Source organism: Streptomyces sp. NPDC059166 (assembly GCF_042755185.1).
Lineage (GTDB): Bacteria > Actinomycetota > Actinomycetes > Streptomycetales > Streptomycetaceae > Streptomyces.
The window spans coordinates 59,436-74,197 of sequence record NZ_JBHZCI010000038.1 but is presented as its reverse complement, the minus strand read 5'-3'; the positions used below and the strand labels follow the sequence as shown (position 1 = coordinate 74,197).

At 70.3% G+C, this 14,762-nt stretch carries 16 protein-coding genes and 1 tRNA gene; 3 read left to right on the top strand and 14 right to left on the bottom strand.

Annotation, left to right across the window (positions count from 1 at the left end; translation table 11 throughout):
* Positions 1 to 168: 168 nt before the first annotated feature.
* From ACFXOA_RS25545 to ACFXOA_RS25535, 3 genes are all read right to left on the bottom strand, one after another.
* Positions 169 to 984 carry a YceI family protein gene (locus ACFXOA_RS25545; RefSeq protein WP_385032978.1) on the bottom strand — a complete coding sequence of 272 codons (816 nt, stop codon included), beginning with the start codon at positions 982 to 984 and terminating at the stop codon, positions 169 to 171.
* Positions 985 to 1,166: 182 nt separating this feature from the next.
* Complete coding sequence (locus ACFXOA_RS25540) at positions 1,167 to 3,656, bottom strand: MFS transporter (protein ID WP_385032975.1); 2,490 nt, start codon at positions 3,654 to 3,656, stop codon at positions 1,167 to 1,169.
* Positions 3,657 to 3,679: 23 nt separating this feature from the next.
* Positions 3,680 to 4,192: a MarR family winged helix-turn-helix transcriptional regulator gene (locus ACFXOA_RS25535; RefSeq protein ID WP_385032973.1), complete on the bottom strand. Its 513-nt coding sequence runs from the start codon at positions 4,190 to 4,192 to the stop codon at positions 3,680 to 3,682.
* 327 nt (positions 4,193 to 4,519) lie between these two features.
* On the opposite strand from ACFXOA_RS25535, the gene ACFXOA_RS25530 reads away from it, so the two are divergent.
* Positions 4,520 to 4,735 carry a hypothetical protein gene (locus tag ACFXOA_RS25530; protein WP_385032970.1) on the top strand — a complete coding sequence of 72 codons (216 nt, stop codon included), beginning with the start codon at positions 4,520 to 4,522 and terminating at the stop codon, positions 4,733 to 4,735.
* A 246-nt stretch (positions 4,736 to 4,981) separates the two neighbouring features.
* On the opposite strand, the gene ACFXOA_RS25525 is transcribed toward ACFXOA_RS25530, so the two are convergent.
* The 6 genes from ACFXOA_RS25525 to ACFXOA_RS25500 all read right to left on the bottom strand — a co-directional run bounded on the left by ACFXOA_RS25525 (position 4,982) and on the right by ACFXOA_RS25500 (position 10,359).
* Positions 4,982 to 5,848 (bottom strand): RNA polymerase sigma factor SigF, encoded by an 867-nt coding sequence (locus tag ACFXOA_RS25525; protein ID WP_362551166.1) that lies wholly within the window; start codon positions 5,846 to 5,848, stop codon positions 4,982 to 4,984.
* A gap of 235 nt (positions 5,849 to 6,083) precedes the next feature.
* Positions 6,084 to 6,941, bottom strand: coding sequence for an RNA polymerase sigma factor SigF (locus ACFXOA_RS25520; RefSeq protein WP_385032966.1), 858 nt, complete (start codon positions 6,939 to 6,941; stop codon positions 6,084 to 6,086).
* 185 nt (positions 6,942 to 7,126) lie between these two features.
* Positions 7,127 to 7,420 carry a Dabb family protein gene (locus ACFXOA_RS25515; protein ID WP_385032963.1) on the bottom strand — a complete coding sequence of 98 codons (294 nt, stop codon included), beginning with the start codon at positions 7,418 to 7,420 and terminating at the stop codon, positions 7,127 to 7,129.
* 9 nt (positions 7,421 to 7,429) lie between these two features.
* Positions 7,430 to 7,621 carry a hypothetical protein gene (locus ACFXOA_RS25510; RefSeq protein WP_385033005.1) on the bottom strand — a complete coding sequence of 64 codons (192 nt, stop codon included), beginning with the start codon at positions 7,619 to 7,621 and terminating at the stop codon, positions 7,430 to 7,432.
* A 364-nt stretch (positions 7,622 to 7,985) separates the two neighbouring features.
* Positions 7,986 to 9,602 (bottom strand): MDR family MFS transporter, encoded by a 1,617-nt coding sequence (locus tag ACFXOA_RS25505; protein ID WP_385033002.1) that lies wholly within the window; start codon positions 9,600 to 9,602, stop codon positions 7,986 to 7,988.
* 109 nt (positions 9,603 to 9,711) lie between these two features.
* On the bottom strand, positions 9,712 to 10,359 hold the full coding sequence (locus tag ACFXOA_RS25500) for a TetR/AcrR family transcriptional regulator (protein ID WP_385032960.1): 648 nt from the start codon (positions 10,357 to 10,359) through the stop codon (positions 9,712 to 9,714).
* 353 nt (positions 10,360 to 10,712) lie between these two features.
* Between ACFXOA_RS25500 and ACFXOA_RS25495 the strand changes: the two genes are divergently transcribed.
* Positions 10,713 to 11,507 (top strand): hypothetical protein, encoded by a 795-nt coding sequence (locus ACFXOA_RS25495; RefSeq protein WP_385032957.1) that lies wholly within the window; start codon positions 10,713 to 10,715, stop codon positions 11,505 to 11,507.
* 78 nt (positions 11,508 to 11,585) lie between these two features.
* On the opposite strand, the gene ACFXOA_RS25490 is transcribed toward ACFXOA_RS25495, so the two are convergent.
* The 4 genes from ACFXOA_RS25490 to ACFXOA_RS25475 all read right to left on the bottom strand — a co-directional run bounded on the left by ACFXOA_RS25490 (position 11,586) and on the right by ACFXOA_RS25475 (position 13,287).
* Positions 11,586 to 11,673 (bottom strand) — tRNA-Ser (locus ACFXOA_RS25490).
* Between the two features lie 79 nt (positions 11,674 to 11,752).
* On the bottom strand, positions 11,753 to 12,181 hold the full coding sequence (tadA, locus tag ACFXOA_RS25485) for a tRNA adenosine(34) deaminase TadA (protein WP_385032999.1): 429 nt from the start codon (positions 12,179 to 12,181) through the stop codon (positions 11,753 to 11,755).
* Positions 12,182 to 12,262: 81 nt separating this feature from the next.
* A complete protein-coding gene (locus ACFXOA_RS25480; RefSeq protein ID WP_385032996.1) occupies positions 12,263 to 12,832 on the bottom strand; it encodes a hypothetical protein in 570 nt (189 codons plus the stop codon).
* 218 nt (positions 12,833 to 13,050) lie between these two features.
* Positions 13,051 to 13,287 carry a hypothetical protein gene (locus ACFXOA_RS25475; RefSeq protein WP_385032954.1) on the bottom strand — a complete coding sequence of 79 codons (237 nt, stop codon included), beginning with the start codon at positions 13,285 to 13,287 and terminating at the stop codon, positions 13,051 to 13,053.
* A 115-nt stretch (positions 13,288 to 13,402) separates the two neighbouring features.
* On the opposite strand from ACFXOA_RS25475, the gene upp reads away from it, so the two are divergent.
* Entirely contained in the window at positions 13,403 to 14,038 is a 636-nt protein-coding gene (upp, locus tag ACFXOA_RS25470; protein ID WP_385032951.1) for a uracil phosphoribosyltransferase, read from the top strand.
* Between the two features lie 78 nt (positions 14,039 to 14,116).
* Here the strand turns inward: upp and ACFXOA_RS25465 are convergent, their stop codons facing one another.
* On the bottom strand, positions 14,117 to 14,713 hold the full coding sequence (locus tag ACFXOA_RS25465) for a LytR C-terminal domain-containing protein (protein WP_385032993.1): 597 nt from the start codon (positions 14,711 to 14,713) through the stop codon (positions 14,117 to 14,119).
* Between the last annotated feature and the right edge of the window lie 49 nt (positions 14,714 to 14,762).

The following is a 14,762-nucleotide window of genomic DNA, read 5'->3' as shown; positions in this document are numbered from 1 at the left end:
GGTCTTTCGTTCGGATCATGCCGGATCGGGGAGCGGGGCCTGGTGCCGTGCATCGCAAGGCGGAGGAGGGAGTCGACGCAGAGCGTCGGGGACCGGCGACAACGCCGCGAGGTGCGGCACCAGGCCCCCGCGAGCCCGGCATGATCCGAACGAGAGGCCCCAGGCGTGCTACCCGGGCAGCGAGTCGCCCTGCACCGCCTGGATGTCGAGCTCCACGCGCAGGGTCGTGCCGATGGCGGAGATGCCGGCCTGGAGCACCTGGTTGTAGTTCATGGCGAAGTCGTCGCGGCGCAGCTCGGCCGTCGCGTGGAAGGCCGCGCGGACGCCGCCCCACGGGTCGGGGCCCGTACCCAGGTAGCTGAGGTCGAGATCGACGTCGCGGGCGACGCCGTGCATGGTGAGCACACCGTGCACCGTCCACCGGTCCGGCCCCGCGGGGGTCAGCGCACGCGAGCGGTAGGTGATCTCCGGGTACGTCTCCACGTCCAGGAAGTCCGCCGAACGCAGGTGCTTGTCCCGCATGGCGTTGCCCGTGTCGATGCTGGTGGAGGCGATGTACGCCTCCACCCGGGAGTTCTGGACGTCCTCGGAGATCTCGATCCGGCCGCCGAAGTCGGTGAACCGCCCGTGCACGCTGGAGATGCCCAGGTGCTGCGCGACCGCGGCCACCGAGGAGTGCACCGGGTCCAGCGACCAGGTGCCCGGAGGCGGCAGTTCCACGCCGCCCTGGCGGGCCAGCACGACGGTCCCGGTCTCGACCCGGCCACTGGCCGTGACGAGCGCGGTCGACGCCGCGGGGGCGTAGCCCACCGCCGTGACGATCACCGTGTAGGCGCCGGCGGGCAGGAGTTCGTCGGTGCGGACGGCCCCGTTCTCGTCGGCGGAGGCCCGGAGCACCTGGGTGCCCGTCATGTCGGTCATCGTGACGACCGCGTGCTGGACCGCCCAGCCGTCCCGCGTACGTACCAGTGCGCGAAGTCCCATCCCGTTTTCTCTCCTTGCTCAAATCACTCGTGAAGCAGCGACTCAATGAGTCGGGCCCCGGGCGGGACCGGCAGGCCGTCCCCTGCCTGCCGATCCCGCCGCGGGGCCCATTTCCACCGGCGTCACAGCCTCTCCGCTCGAAGTGCTGTTCCGCCAGGGGTCTTTGTGGACCTTCGGTGTCGTTACTCGCCCGGGTGGGCGAGCTCGATGTCGTGACCGTCGACTCCGCCGCCGTCCACGGTCAGCGAGCCGGCGACGGGCGGGTAGCCGGTCGCGATCACGGAGTACTCACCGGCGTCCAGGTCGGTGAAGGCGTACGCGCCGTCCTCACCGGTGGTCGACGTGGCGACGACGTTGCCCGCCGCGTCGATCAGGGTGACCCGCGCGTCGTTCAGCGGTGCCCGGCCGGAGCCTGCCCGGACGACACCCCGCACCAGCGCACCGGACCGCAGGGCCACGTCGACCCGGGTGACGCCCTGGCCGCCGACCTCGACCGGCAGGGCCAGCGGGCGGTAGCCCGCGGCCGTGACGGCGACGGTCACCGAACCGGGGATCAGCTCACCGAAGGTGAACTCGCCCGTGTCACCGGAGACACCCGTGGCGAGCACGTCGCCGCGCACGTCGGTGACGACGACCATGGCGCCCTGGACGGGGGCGTTGCCCTCGGCGGTCCGGACGGTCCCGGAGAGACCGCTCGTACCGGCGAGCAGGATGTCGAAGGCCAGCGGCTCGTCACCGACGACCACGGTGGACGCCTGCGGCTGGAAGCCGTCGGCGGACGCGATCAGGACGTAGCTGCCGGAGCCCGGCGCGTCCAGCACGTAGCCGCCGTCGGCCTGGGCGACGGACCGCCCCAGCTGCCGGCCGCCGAGCGAGATCAGCGTGACGGCCGCGCGGGCCACGGGTGCGCCCTCGGCACCCCGGACCACACCGCGTACGGGGGTTCCCTGGATGGTCGGCTCCTTGGTGACGGTCGTCCCCTGCGAGGTGTCGACCGAGGTGACCCCGGCCGCGGACTCGGCGATCGGCGCGGTGCTCGTGGCGGCCTCGGCGGACTCCGTCGCGGCGGCCTCGGCGGGGACGCTGTCGTTGCCGGCCCTGGTCCTCAGCGCGACCTCCTTGATGAAGAGGGTCAGGACGAAGGCGACGAGCGCGGCGGGCGCCGCGTACAGGAAGACGTCGGCGACACCGTGGCCGTAGGCGGTCTCCATGATCGTGCGGAACGGCGCGGGGAGCTTGTCCAGGTCGGGGATGCCCCCGCCGCCGGTTCCACCGTGGCCGAGCGCCGCACCCTGCGGGCCGAGGTCGGCGAGGCCGTCCTTGACGTAGTGGGTGACGCGGTTGGCCATGACGGCGCCGAGCGCCGAGACGCCGACCGCACCGCCGAGGGAACGGAAGAAGGTGACCACCGAGCTGGCCGCACCCAGGTCGGCCGGGGCCACCTGGTTCTGCGTGGCGAGCACCAGGTTCTGCATCATCATGCCGACACCGAGACCCATGAGGAACATGAAGACCGCGATGTGCCAGTACTCGGTGTCGTACCGGATGGTGCCCAGCAGGCCGAGGCCCGCGGTCAGCAGGAAGCCGCCGGTGACGAGCCAGACCTTCCAGCGGCCCGTCTTGGTGATGATCTGGCCCGACACGGTCGAGGACAGGAAGAGACCGGCGATCATCGGGATGGTCATGACGCCGGACATCGTCGGCGACTTGTCGCGGGCCAGCTGGAAGTACTGGCTGAAGAAGACGGTGCCCGCGAACATCGCGATACCGACGAAGAGCGAGGCCATCGAGGCCAGCGTGATCGTGCGGTTGCGGAAGAGGCGCAGCGGGATGATCGGCTCTTTGGCCTTGGACTCGACCAGCAGGAACAGGGCGATGAGCACGACGGTTCCGCCGAGCATCGTCCAGGTCTGCCAGGAGATCCAGTCGTACTTGTCGCCCGCGAAGGTCACCCAGAGGAGCAGCAGCGAGACGCCGGCGCTGATGAAGAAGGCGCCCGCCCAGTCGACCTTGACGTCGCGCTTGACGACGGGGAGCTTCAGGGTCTTCTGGAGCACGATCAGGGCGATCACCGCGAACGGCACACCCACGTAGAAGCACCAGCGCCAGCCCATCCAGCTGGTGTCGGTGATGACGCCGCCGAGCAGCGGCCCGCCGACGGTGGCGACGGCGAAGACCGCGCCGAGGTAGCCGCTGTAGCGACCGCGCTCACGCGGGGAGATCATCGCGGCCATCACGATCTGCGCGAGGGCGGAGAGACCGCCGACGCCGATGCCCTGGACCACACGGCAGGTGATGAGCATGCCGCTGCTGGTCGAGAGACCCGCGACTATGGATCCACCGACGTAGATGATCAGTGCGATCTGGACCAGCAGCTTCTTGCTGAAGAGGTCCGCCAGCTTGCCCCACAGCGGGGTGGTGGCGGTCATGGCCAGCAGTGAGGCCGTCACGACCCAGGTGTAGGCGCTCTGGCCGCCGCCGAGGTCGGAGATGATCTCGGGCAGGGCGTTGGAGACGACCGTCGACGACAGGATCGCGACGAACATGCCGAGCAGCAGCCCGGTCAGCGCTTCCATGATCTGCCGGTGTGTCATCGGCGTGCCTGCGGGGGCCTCGGCGGCCCCGTGCTTGGCGTGGCCGCCCCGCACACCGGATGGTGTGGTCGTAGCCATTGAATTCCTTCTCTTTGCTTCTGTTACGCGGGTGTACGGGTGTGCGAATCATCGGAGTGCCCGGCGCGCTCGTCTCCGCCGTGCCGTCCGGGGGTGCACCCCCCGGGGCCGTGACAGATGAAGCTGTCGCGCAGCCGGGACAACAACGTGTTGAGCTGACCGACCTCTTCGTCGGACCAGTCGATGAGGTTGTGGGCGAACATGTCGGTGGTCCGCCGGTTCAGTTCGTCGAGCAGCTCGATGCCGTCGGGGGTCAGCCGCAGGATGCGGGACCGCTTGTCCTCCGGGTCCGCAGACCGTTCGATCCAGCCGTTCTCCACCGCGTGGGTCACATGGCGGCTCGTCACCGACATGTTCACGGACAGGAGTTCGGCAAGGCGGCTGATCCGCATCTCGCCGTACTTGCCCAGCAGGGCCAGCGCGGAGGCCGTACCGCCGGGGCACTCGGAGGGCAGGATGCGGGTGAGGCCCCGTTTGACCGCTCCGACGGCGCTGAGCTGCCGGGCCAGTTCTTCGTACTGGCTCCGTGCTGCCACTGGCCCCTCCGGACGTCTTACGAGGTCATCTTGTTGCTTAGGGCAACGATAAAAGCATTTGGTTGCCGCAGGCAAATGAAAGTGCCCTTGCAGAAGTAAAGGAAGACCAAAGCCTGTGTAGGCGGCCGGTCAAGCCCGCAGCCCACGCCGGGTGCCGCCGCACCCGGTGTGTTCCTCGCCACAGGTCCGGCCCTCACGTGGGCGGATGGAGGTGGTGGGGAGCGCTCGGGCGGAGCGGTGAAAGGGCTGTGTGCGAGGCGCGGGGGCATCGGCCCGCGAGGACCCGGGGGTTGGGCGGAAGCCCTGCGTTCGCTAGGGTCCTGGGCCATGGCACACAACCCCCACGCCCCGCAGCCGGGCCCCGAGGGCTCCCACGACCCGGCGGGCAGCACGCAGATGTTCCGCGCCTTCGTCGACGAGGGCGAGCCGCAGCGCGGCCCCCAGGTGGCCGCGGCCTCCTCGGGCTCCAGGACCGGGGTGATCGTGGCGGTCGTCGCGGTCGTCGTCGTCCTCGGTGCGGTCGCCTGGCTCGCGCTCGGCTGACCTGCCCGACCACCACTTCACCCCGGGCCCGCACGCCCTCCCTGAGGGCCTGCGGGCCACCCGGGTCCGCGCCTGTGCGCGTACGGGCCTGCGCATCGCTCCCGCACCGCCCCGTCGGCGCGGGAGCGTTCGCGTCTCCCGCCCGTGCGCGATCGTCCCTCCGTACGGACACGGCGAGGCCGCCGGGGCGGCGATGGTGCGCCCCGGCGGCCGGTGAGCCGTGTGTGCCGTACCGGCCCCGAGGGGTCAGTCGGCGATGAGCCCCTCCCTGAGCTGGGTGAGGGTCCGGGTCAGCAGCCGGGAGACGTGCATCTGCGAGATGCCGACCTCCTCGCCGATCTGCGACTGGGTCATGTTGGCGAAGAAGCGCAGCATGATGATCTGCCGCTCCCTCGGGGCGAGCTTGGCGAGCAGGGGCTTCAGCGACTCGCGGTACTCGACGCCCTCCAGTGCCGCGTCCTCGTACCCCAGGCGGTCCGCCAGCGAGCCCTCGCCGCCGTCGTCCTCGGGTGCCGGCGAGTCCAGCGAGGACGCCGTGTAGGCGTTGCCCACCGCGAGGCCGTCGACCACGTCCTCCTCGGACACCCCGAGGGCCTTGGCCAGCTCCGGCACCGTCGGCGACCGGTCGAGCTTCTGGGCGAGCTCGTCGCTGGTCTTGGTGAGGGCGAGCCGCAGCTCCTGGAGGCGCCGCGGCACCCGGACCGACCAGGAGGTGTCGCGGAAGAAGCGCTTGATCTCCCCGACGACGGTCGGCATCGCGAACGTCGGGAACTCCACGCCCCGTTCGCAGTCGAAGCGGTCGATCGCCTTGATCAGGCCGATCGTGCCGACCTGGACGATGTCCTCCATCGGTTCGTTACGGCTCCGGAACCGCGCCGCCGCGTACCGCACCAGCGGGAGGTTGAGCTCGATGAGTGTGTCCCGCACATAGGCCCGCTCCGGGCTGTCCGTTCCGTCGGGGCCCGAGGCGGGACCCAGCGCGGCGAGCCGCAGGAACAGGGAGCGGGACAGGGTGCGGGTGTCGATGGCTTCCGGCGAGCTGGTGAGCACGGCAGGTGCCGGCACGCTCTTCGTGAGCGTGAGCACCTTCGAGCTGCCCTGTTCTGCGGACATGCCACCCCCTTGAGGTCGCGGACGGTCGCGGTGGCCACGACCATCGGAGGAACGCAGCCTCCACCTGAATACCGGAGGTAGGGCTGCGGCAAACGCGGTTCCAGCAGAATGTCACATGTCGGCAACACGCTGTAGTGACTTGTCGACAAGTCAGCGCCGAAACCGTGCAGGAAACAGGGGGTGTGAGGCTTTTACACCCCCCGGATCCACTCCTCTCGGGGTCTACCCGTTCTGATTACGCTTCGATCCTGTTTGCGGACCTCAGCCGAGCGAAACTTCTGGCGAGAAGCCTTGACACATGCATCTGGGAGACGCCGAGTTCGGCGCTGATCTGCGACTGCGTCAGGTTGTTGTAGTAGCGCAGCAGCAGGATCCGCTGCTCGCGCTCGGGCAGCTGGACGAGCAGATGCCGTACCAGGTCCCGGTGTTCGACCCCGGCCAGCGCCGGGTCCTCGTACCCCAGCCGGTCCAGGAGTCCGGGCAGGCCGTCCCCTTCCTGCGCGGCCTCCAGTGAGGTGGCGTGGTACGAGCGGCCCGCCTCGATGCAGGCGAGGACCTCGTCCTCGGAGATCTTCAGCCGCTCGGCGATCTCGGCGGTGGTCGGCGAGCGCCCGTGGGCGGTCGTCAGGTCCTCGGTGGCTCCCGTGACCTGGACCCAGAGCTCGTGCAGCCGCCGGGGGACGTGCACGGTGCGCACGTTGTCCCGGAAGTAGCGCTTGATCTCGCCGACCACGGTGGGCATGGCGAACGTGGGGAACTGGACGCCGCGTTCCGGGTCGAAGCGGTCGATGGCGTTGATCAGGCCGATCGTGCCGACCTGGACGACGTCCTCCATCGGCTCGTTGCGGCTGCGGAAACGTGCCGCCGCGTACCGGACCAGCGGCAGGTTCGCCTCGATCAGGGCGGTGCGCACCCGGTGGTGCTCGGCGGTGCCGGGTTCGAGGTCCTTGAGCCGGCCGAACAGCACCTGGGTCAGGGCCCTGGTGTCCGCGCCGCGGGTCCTGGCCGGCGTGGTGGGGTCGGGGGTCTCGGTCTGGATGTCGTCCGTCTGGACGTTCTGGGGCGGGACTTGAGGCGCTGTACTGGCCGGCACGGTGTCGCCACCCCTTTGCGGTCAACTACGGTCAACTCATCCGTCAAAAGCGGTCATAGCATCACAAGACATGTCCACTATGCGCAAGCACCGCATTGAGTCGTGTTGAGTGCGTTCTGGTTTAAACATGCCGAAAAGCCCCTCTCCTGTGGGGAGGGGCTTGCGGGACCGGGGGTCCGAAGGGCTCAGAAGGGGTAGTCGGCGATCACCCAAGTGGCGAACTCGCGCCACTGGCCGGCCGCGGCCTGGTGGTCCGGGTGCTCGATGTACCGCTTCAGCGCTTCCTCGTCGGCGACCGCGGAGTTGATGGCGAAGTCGTAGGCGATCGGCCGGTCGGTGATGTTCCAGGCGCACTCCCAGAACTCCAGTTCCGGGACCTTTCCCTCCAGCGCGCGGAAGGCCTCCGCGCCCGCCACGACCCGCGGATCGTCCCGCTCGACGCCGTCGTTCAGCTTGAACAGGACAAGGTGGCGGATCATGGGTCTCTCCTAGTTCACGAGCTCGGACATGAATTCTCCGACGCCGTGAGCAGCGCTCGAGATTCCCTCGAACCCTACTAGGACCAGGTCGGCCGCCCGCTCGGGTGAGGTGATGATCGTGTACAGCACGAAGACCACGAGCATGTAGAGCGCGATCTTGCCCGCCTGTGCCACGGCCGCCCGCCTCTCCCCTTCGATCACCTGTGCAGTCGCGTGATTCTAGCCGTACATGTGGTCGTATCCGCTGGCCGTTTCCGATCACTCACAGGGCTTTTAGGGTCTAAGGACCCGTCGATTCGGGCCCTTTGTCGGCGGGCGAGGCTTACGGCATGGAGGAGCATGGAAGGCGGGTCCGCCACTCAGGCAGGTTTGCGCGGACCCTGGAACGGGACCTCCATGAAGCCCCCACCGCGTGACTCCCCCTGACCGCGGAGAGGGCCTGGTCCCCGTTCTCACCGGGGGAGGCGGCTTGTCCCCCCGATGCCGTCTCCCCCGACCTGACGCACGAGGAGCCCGGCGCACAGCGCCGGGCTCCTCGTCGTGGGGCCGGATACGGCCGCGGGGATCAGTCCTTCCGCAGGCCGACCGCGCCGGGAGCGGCGTCCTGGACGCCGGAGTCCTCGCCGTTCCGGGGTGCCGGGACGGTGGCCGCGGCGGCGGCCGGGGCCTCCTCGGCGGCCAGGCGCTCCATGCCGCTCGTGGTCTTGAGGGGCTTCTCCTTGACGAACAGCACCGCCAGCAGTCCGAGGAAGGCGAACGGGGTGGCGACGAGGAAGAGGTCCCCGGTCGCGATGCCGTACGCGTGCTCGACGATGTCCTTCAACGGCTCGGGGAGCTTCGTCATGTCCGGTACGGCGCTGCTGTGTCCGCCTCCGGTCACCGGGATGCCGTTGGCCGCGAGGCCCTTGGCCATCTCGTCGGCCACCCGGTTGGCGAGGACCGCGCCCAGCACGCTGGTGCCGATGGTGCCGCCCAGGCTGCGGAAGAAGGAGAGCACGGAGGTCGCGGCGCCGAGTTCGTGGGCCGGGACGTCGTTCTGCGCGGCGAGCACGAGGTTCTGCATCAGCATGCCGACGCCGATGCCCATGAAGGCCATGTAGACGCTGAGCAGCCCGAAGTGCGTGTCGGCGTCGATGGTCGAGAGCAGGCCCAGGCCGGCGGTCATGATGACACCGCCGGCGATGAGGTAGACCTTCCACTTGCCGGTGGCGGAGATGATCTGTCCGGCGACCGTCGAGGACACCAGCAGCCCGCCGATCATCGGGAGGCTCATCAGCCCGGCGATCGTCGGCGACTTGCCCAGCGAGATCTGGAAGTACTGCGAGAGGAACACCGTCCCGGCGAACATCGCGATACCCACGAAGAAGCTGGCCAGTGTCGTGAGCGACACCGTGCGGTTGCGGAAGATGTCCAGCGGGATGATCGGCTCGGCGGCCCTGGACTCGACGAAGACCGCGGCCGCCAGGAGCACCAGGCCGGTGGTCACCAGCGCGGCGGTCTGCCAGGACGCCCAGTCGAAGCTGTTGCCCGCGAGCGACGTCCAGATCAGCAGCGCGCAGACACCGGTGACGATCAGGAAGGCCCCGGTCCAGTCGATCCTGACCTCACGCCGGTTGGTCGGCAGCTTCAGGGTGCGCTGCAGCAGCACGATCCCGGCCAGCGCGAACGGCACGCCGACGAAGAAGCACCAGCGCCAGCCGAGCCAGGAGGTGTCCACCAGGACACCGCCGATCAGCGGACCGGCGACCGTACCGACGGCGAACACCGCACCGAAGATGCCCGCGTACTTGCCGAGCCGGCGCGGCGGGATGATCGCGGCCATGACGATCTGCGCCAGTGCCGTCAGGCCACCGGCGCCGACGCCCTGGATGACCCGGCTGATGATCAGAGTGACGACGTCCTGGGAGAAGCCGGCGACCAGCGAGCCGACCACGAACAGGCCGAGCGACAGCTGGAGGAGCAGCTTCTGGTTGAACAGGTCCGCGAGCTTGCCCCACAGCGGCACGGTGGCCGTCATGGCGAGCAGTTCGGCGGTGACGACCCAGGTGTAGGAGGACTGGCTCGCCCCGAGGTCGGCGATGATCCGGGGCAGGGCGTTGGCGACGACCGTGCCCGCGAGGATGGCGACGAACATGCCCGCCATCAGGCCGGACATCGCCTGGAGTATCTGACGGTTGGTCATGGTGGTGGGCGCCTGTTCGGGCGCCACGGCTGCGGTCACGGTGTCCTTCTTCGGTACAGGAGCAGAACGGGTCTGTGGGGTGGGCGGAGTGCCCGGCCGTGGGCCGGGGCTACTCGGTGGGCCGGGGGAGGCCCTGTGCGAGCCGCGCGAAGACCTCCTGGAAGGCTTCGGCGAGCGAGGTCTCGCCCGGGTGCTCGCACCAGCTCTCCACCGCGACTCGCGCGGCGGTATGGGCGACGGCGGCGAGGAGGCGCGGGAAGAGGCCCGGGTCGGGCGCCCCGCCGGTGTCCGGCCGGGTGGCCCGCAGCCAGTCGGTGATCGCGACGGCCAGGGCCTGCTCGTCCGCGATCTGCGCCTTCAGGCCGCGGTGGATGAGGTGGGGGGAGCGCTGGAGCACCTTGGACTGGAGGGCCCACAGCTCCTGCCGGCTCTCGAACCCGTCCAGTTCGCCGACGAGCGCGTCCCGTACGACATCGAGCGGCGCCCGGTCGGCGGCGGCGCCGCGTACGGACTCCCTGACGCGCTCGCCCACCTCCTCGTCGACCAGGACGAAGGCGTCGTCATGGCTCGGGAAGTAGTTGAAGAAGGTCCGGGGGGAGACGCCGGCGGCCTCGCTGATCGCCTCGACGGTGACGTTCTCGACGCCGTGCTCGGCCGCGAGCCGTACCGCGGCCTCCGCGATGCCCCGGCGCGTGGCCCGCTTCTTGCGCTCCCGCAGTCCGGGCGTGGAGGGCGTCGTCTTCTTCACATCGTGCATGCTAAGCAAAGATGCATGGTCTGCAAAATTAGTCCCTTTCGTACGGGCGGATCCCCGGCCCGCGCGAGCGGAACGCTCCCCGGCTCACTCCCTCGGCCCCCGGCGCACCCGGAACGTGTGACGTGTGCCCGGGGCCGGCCGGTCCGGGGCTCCGCCCGGCCGCGGGCCGCCGCCGGCCCGCCCGGGGAGGGCTCGGCGGGGGCGGGGAGGGCGTGGGTCTTCCGTTGCGGCGGGTGCGGAAGTGGCTGCATATGGTGATTGCGTCATCACCGGGAGTCATATGCGGTGGTGTGCCCGTGCCATCGGGCATCCGGAGTGACCGGGCGCGCTTCGACAACTTGGAAGGAGTGGGTGTGAGCACTCGCTTCGGTGTGACCCGAGGGACAGCCCTCGTCGCCGCGGCCCTGGCCGCGGTCGTCGCTTCGACACTCTCCGCACCGGCGTCCGCCGCCGGGGACGGAGGCGGTGGCGACCACGCGCGCCACGCGGACCACTGGGGCGTGATCGCCCGCAACACGATCGGATCCCCCGTCGCGGACCTGCGGAACGGCCCGTACGGCTCCTTCGGCGTGACGGGCACGGCCGCCAGGCCCCCGTACGGACGGGGAAGCCTGGGGATCGCGGTGGCGGACGACTCCACCACGCTGAGCCCGCCGAGCGAGAAGGTCGACTTCGGCAACGAGGTCGACTTCTACGGCGACCCGGTGCGAGGGCTGCGCAGGGTCGGGTTCCACGTCTTCCAGACCGGGGAGAACGTGACCTACGGCGGCGCCGAGAACATGCCGAACATCAAGTTCGAGATCGACCCGAACCTGAGCGCGCTCCCCGGGGACAACTACTCCACGATGGTGTGGGTGCCGGACGCCTCCCCGGTGACCAACCGCTGGAGCGGCTTCATCGACGCCACGGCCACCGGCCACTGGTTCCTCACCGGCAACGAGGTCCCCGCCTGCGGGCCGGCCGCCGAGTGCACCTTCGCCGAGATCAAGGACGCCCTGGACGACGGCGGAACGGGCGCGACCATCCTCACGGCAGCGGTCGGCAAGGGCCGTGACCACATGTGGATCGGCGCCGTCGACGGACTCCGCATCAACCAGGACGTCTACGACTTCGAGGCGGACGGCGTCAGGACCCGGCGCGTCGGCTGACGGGTCCGGTCAGGCCGACCGGGACGGAACGCAGTGAAGGGACCGGCCCCCATCGGGGCCGGTCCCTTCACTGACCAGCGGTAGCGGTGGGATTTGAACCCACGGTGACGGGTTACGCCACACTCGCTTTCGAGGCGAGCTCCTTCGGCCGCTCGGACACGCTACCGAGAGAGAGCTTAGACCATGCCGGGCCCTGGTCCGAAATCCATTGCGCGGACACCGGCCGGAACGGCCGCCCGGGGCCCTCAGCGCTCCCGGAAGAACGCCGTCAGCTGCCGGGCGCAGGCGTCCTCCAGGACGCCGTGGATCACCTCGGGCCGGTGGTTGAGCCTGCGGTCGCGTACGACGTCCCAGAGCGAGCCCGCCGCGCCGGCCTTCTCGTCCCGGGCGCCGTAGACCACCCGGTCGACACGCGACTGGACGAGGGCGCCCGCGCACATGGTGCAGGGCTCCAGGGTGACCACGAGGGTGCAGCCGGTCAGCCGCCAGGAGCCGAGCGCGGCGGCTGCCCTCCGCAGCGCGAGCACCTCGGCGTGCGCCGTGGGGTCGCCGGTGGCCTCGCGCTCGTTGCGGCCGGTGGACAGCGGGGACCCGTCGGGCCCCAGGACGACGGCGCCGACCGGCACATCGCCGGACGACGCCGCCTGCGCCGCCTCGTCCAGGGCCTGGCGCATGGGTGCCTGCCACGGGTCCCGTACGGGATCGGCGGGAGGCGGTGAGGAGGGGGTGGGCGGTGGTGCGGTCACCCGCGGACCCTAGCGGACGGCCTCCAGGACGTCGCTCGCTCCCAGTGCTTCCGCGATCTCCATCAGGGCGTCGGTGCGCAGGGTCAGCAGGTCCTTCTCGGACAGACCGAGATCGGCCAGGAGCCCGAGATCGCCGAGCGGCCCCGCCGGTACCGCGTCGGGGTCGTCGTCCAGGTCGGCCCCGGCGGCACCGGTGGGACCGTCGGCCTCCTCGCGGTCGGCGCCGGTCTCGCCGTCCTCCGTGCCGTCGAGGTCCACGAGCTCCTCGAGGGCGGCGATCTCGTCCTCGGCGCCCGGTTCACGGCCGAGGAGTTCGTCGGTGAGCAGGATCTCCCCGTACGAGGAGCGGGCGGCGGCGGACGCGTCCGAGACGTAGATACGGGGGTCCTCCTCACCGTCCACCCGGACGACGCCGAACCAGGCGTCCTCCTGTTCGATGTAGACGACGACAGTGTCCTCGTCCACCGAGGCCTCGCGGGCCAGATCCGTCAGGTCGGACAGGGTTTCCACATCGTCGAGCTCCGTGTCGCTCGCTTCCCACCCGTCTTCGGTGCGAGCGAGCAGTGCGGCGAAGTACACCGTGACTCTCCCACTGTTCATAGGTGAATCGGTCCGACGGGAGGGCAGCCGGTGATCCGGCTGCTCTGGGCCCCGCCCAATCGGCATCGTGGCAGATACGAGCGCGATGCGAGACCTCTTCGACCGTTGCGTCGGCCATCAGTTCTCGGAAGTTGTTCCGGCTGACGGTGTTCGCCGGGGTTCCCCGGGCGGGGCCGGACGGGTCGCGCCGGCGGGCCTCACCAGCGGAATGTGCGCATCCGCATCTGTTGGCGCATACGGGCCGCACGGGCCCGGCGGGGCTGGACACGGTCGCGCAACTGCTTCGCCTCGTGGAGCTCACGGAGGAACTGGGCCCTGCGCCTCCGCCGTGCCGCGTCACTCTCCTGCGCGTCCGGCACATCGTCCTGGGCGTCGGGCAGGTCGCGCGCGTCGCGCACGGTCCGCCGCCGATCCCTCTGCTCCCCGTCGCGCAATCGACACACCACCCCAAGCCCGGGTCCGTATGTCCCCACCTTCCCCCCGAACAGGTGCTTGATGCCAGTGCGGACCGAGCGGAAGCCGCTCCGGGGCACGGCTACTGTTGACGGCATGCGGATTCACGTCGTCGACCACCCGTTGGTGGCGCACAAGCTGACCACGCTGCGCGACAAGCGCACCGACTCCCCGACCTTCCGGCGGCTCGCCGACGAGCTGGTCACCCTCCTCGCGTACGAGGCCACCCGCGACGTGCGCACCGAGCAGGTCGACATCGAGACCCCGGTGACCCCCACGACCGGGGTGAAGCTGTCGCACCCGCGTCCCCTCGTGGTCCCGATCCTGCGCGCCGGGCTCGGCATGCTGGACGGCATGGTCCGGCTGCTGCCCACGGCCGAGGTCGGTTTCCTGGGCATGATCCGCAACGAGGAGACGCTCCAGGCGGAGACGTACGCGACCCGGATGCCCGAGGACCTCTCCGGCCGTCAGGTCTACGTCCTGGACCCGATGCTGGCGACCGGCGGCACGCTCGTCGCCGCGATCAAGGAGCTCATCAAGCGCGGTGCGGACGACGTCACCGCGGTCGTGCTGCTGGCGGCGCCCGAGGGCGTCGAGGTGATGGAGCGCGAGCTGGCCGGTACGCCCGTGACCGTGGTCACGGCCTCGGTCGACGAGCGGCTCAACGAGAACGGCTACATCGTGCCGGGCCTCGGGGACGCCGGTGACCGGATGTACGGCACCGTCGACTGATCCACGCAGGCCCGTCCGCCCGGGAGCGCCGGGCGGACGGGCCGCTGCGGCCGGTGTCCGGGCGTCCGCCCGGCGGGGTCAGCAGCCGGAAGGCGCCGGTGCGGGCCTGGTCAGCGCGGTCAGCGCCGAGGCGGCGGCCGTCGGCGTGGAGAACGCCTTGAACTTCGTGCCGATGATCAGGTCCACGTCGTTCGTACGGCGGGTGTCGGTCTTCTGCGCGGCGCCGGGGAGCTGGGTGGCGAGCACGGGGAAGGAACCGTTCATCGCGGTCGTGCCGCCCAGCAGCATGCCCGTGCCGGGCACCTTCTTGTCGTAGGCGGCCGGGGCGTTGTCCACCTTGCCGATGGTGAAGCCGCGCTTCTCGAGCTCGGCGGCGGCGGCCTTGGCCAGCCCGCTGCGGGGCGTCGCGTTGTAGATGTTGACCTTGATGGCGGCGGGCTTCGGGAGCACCTTCGCCGGCGCCGAGGCCTTCGGGGCGGGGCAGTTCTTCGGGTGCGCCGCCGCGTTCGCCTGCTTGTCACCGCCGGTGAAGACGTCGATGAGCTGGAGCGTGCCCCAACCGGCCAGCCCGAGGGCGACCACGGCGGCGGACGCCGAGAGGATCAGCTTGCGGCGGTGGCGGGGGCGACGCATGCGGGGGTAGGTGTTGCCCGTGATGCGGTACTTTCCGCCCATGCCGGGAGGGGTCAGCATGCTCATGGGCGAAGCGTAGTGCGACCTGGTG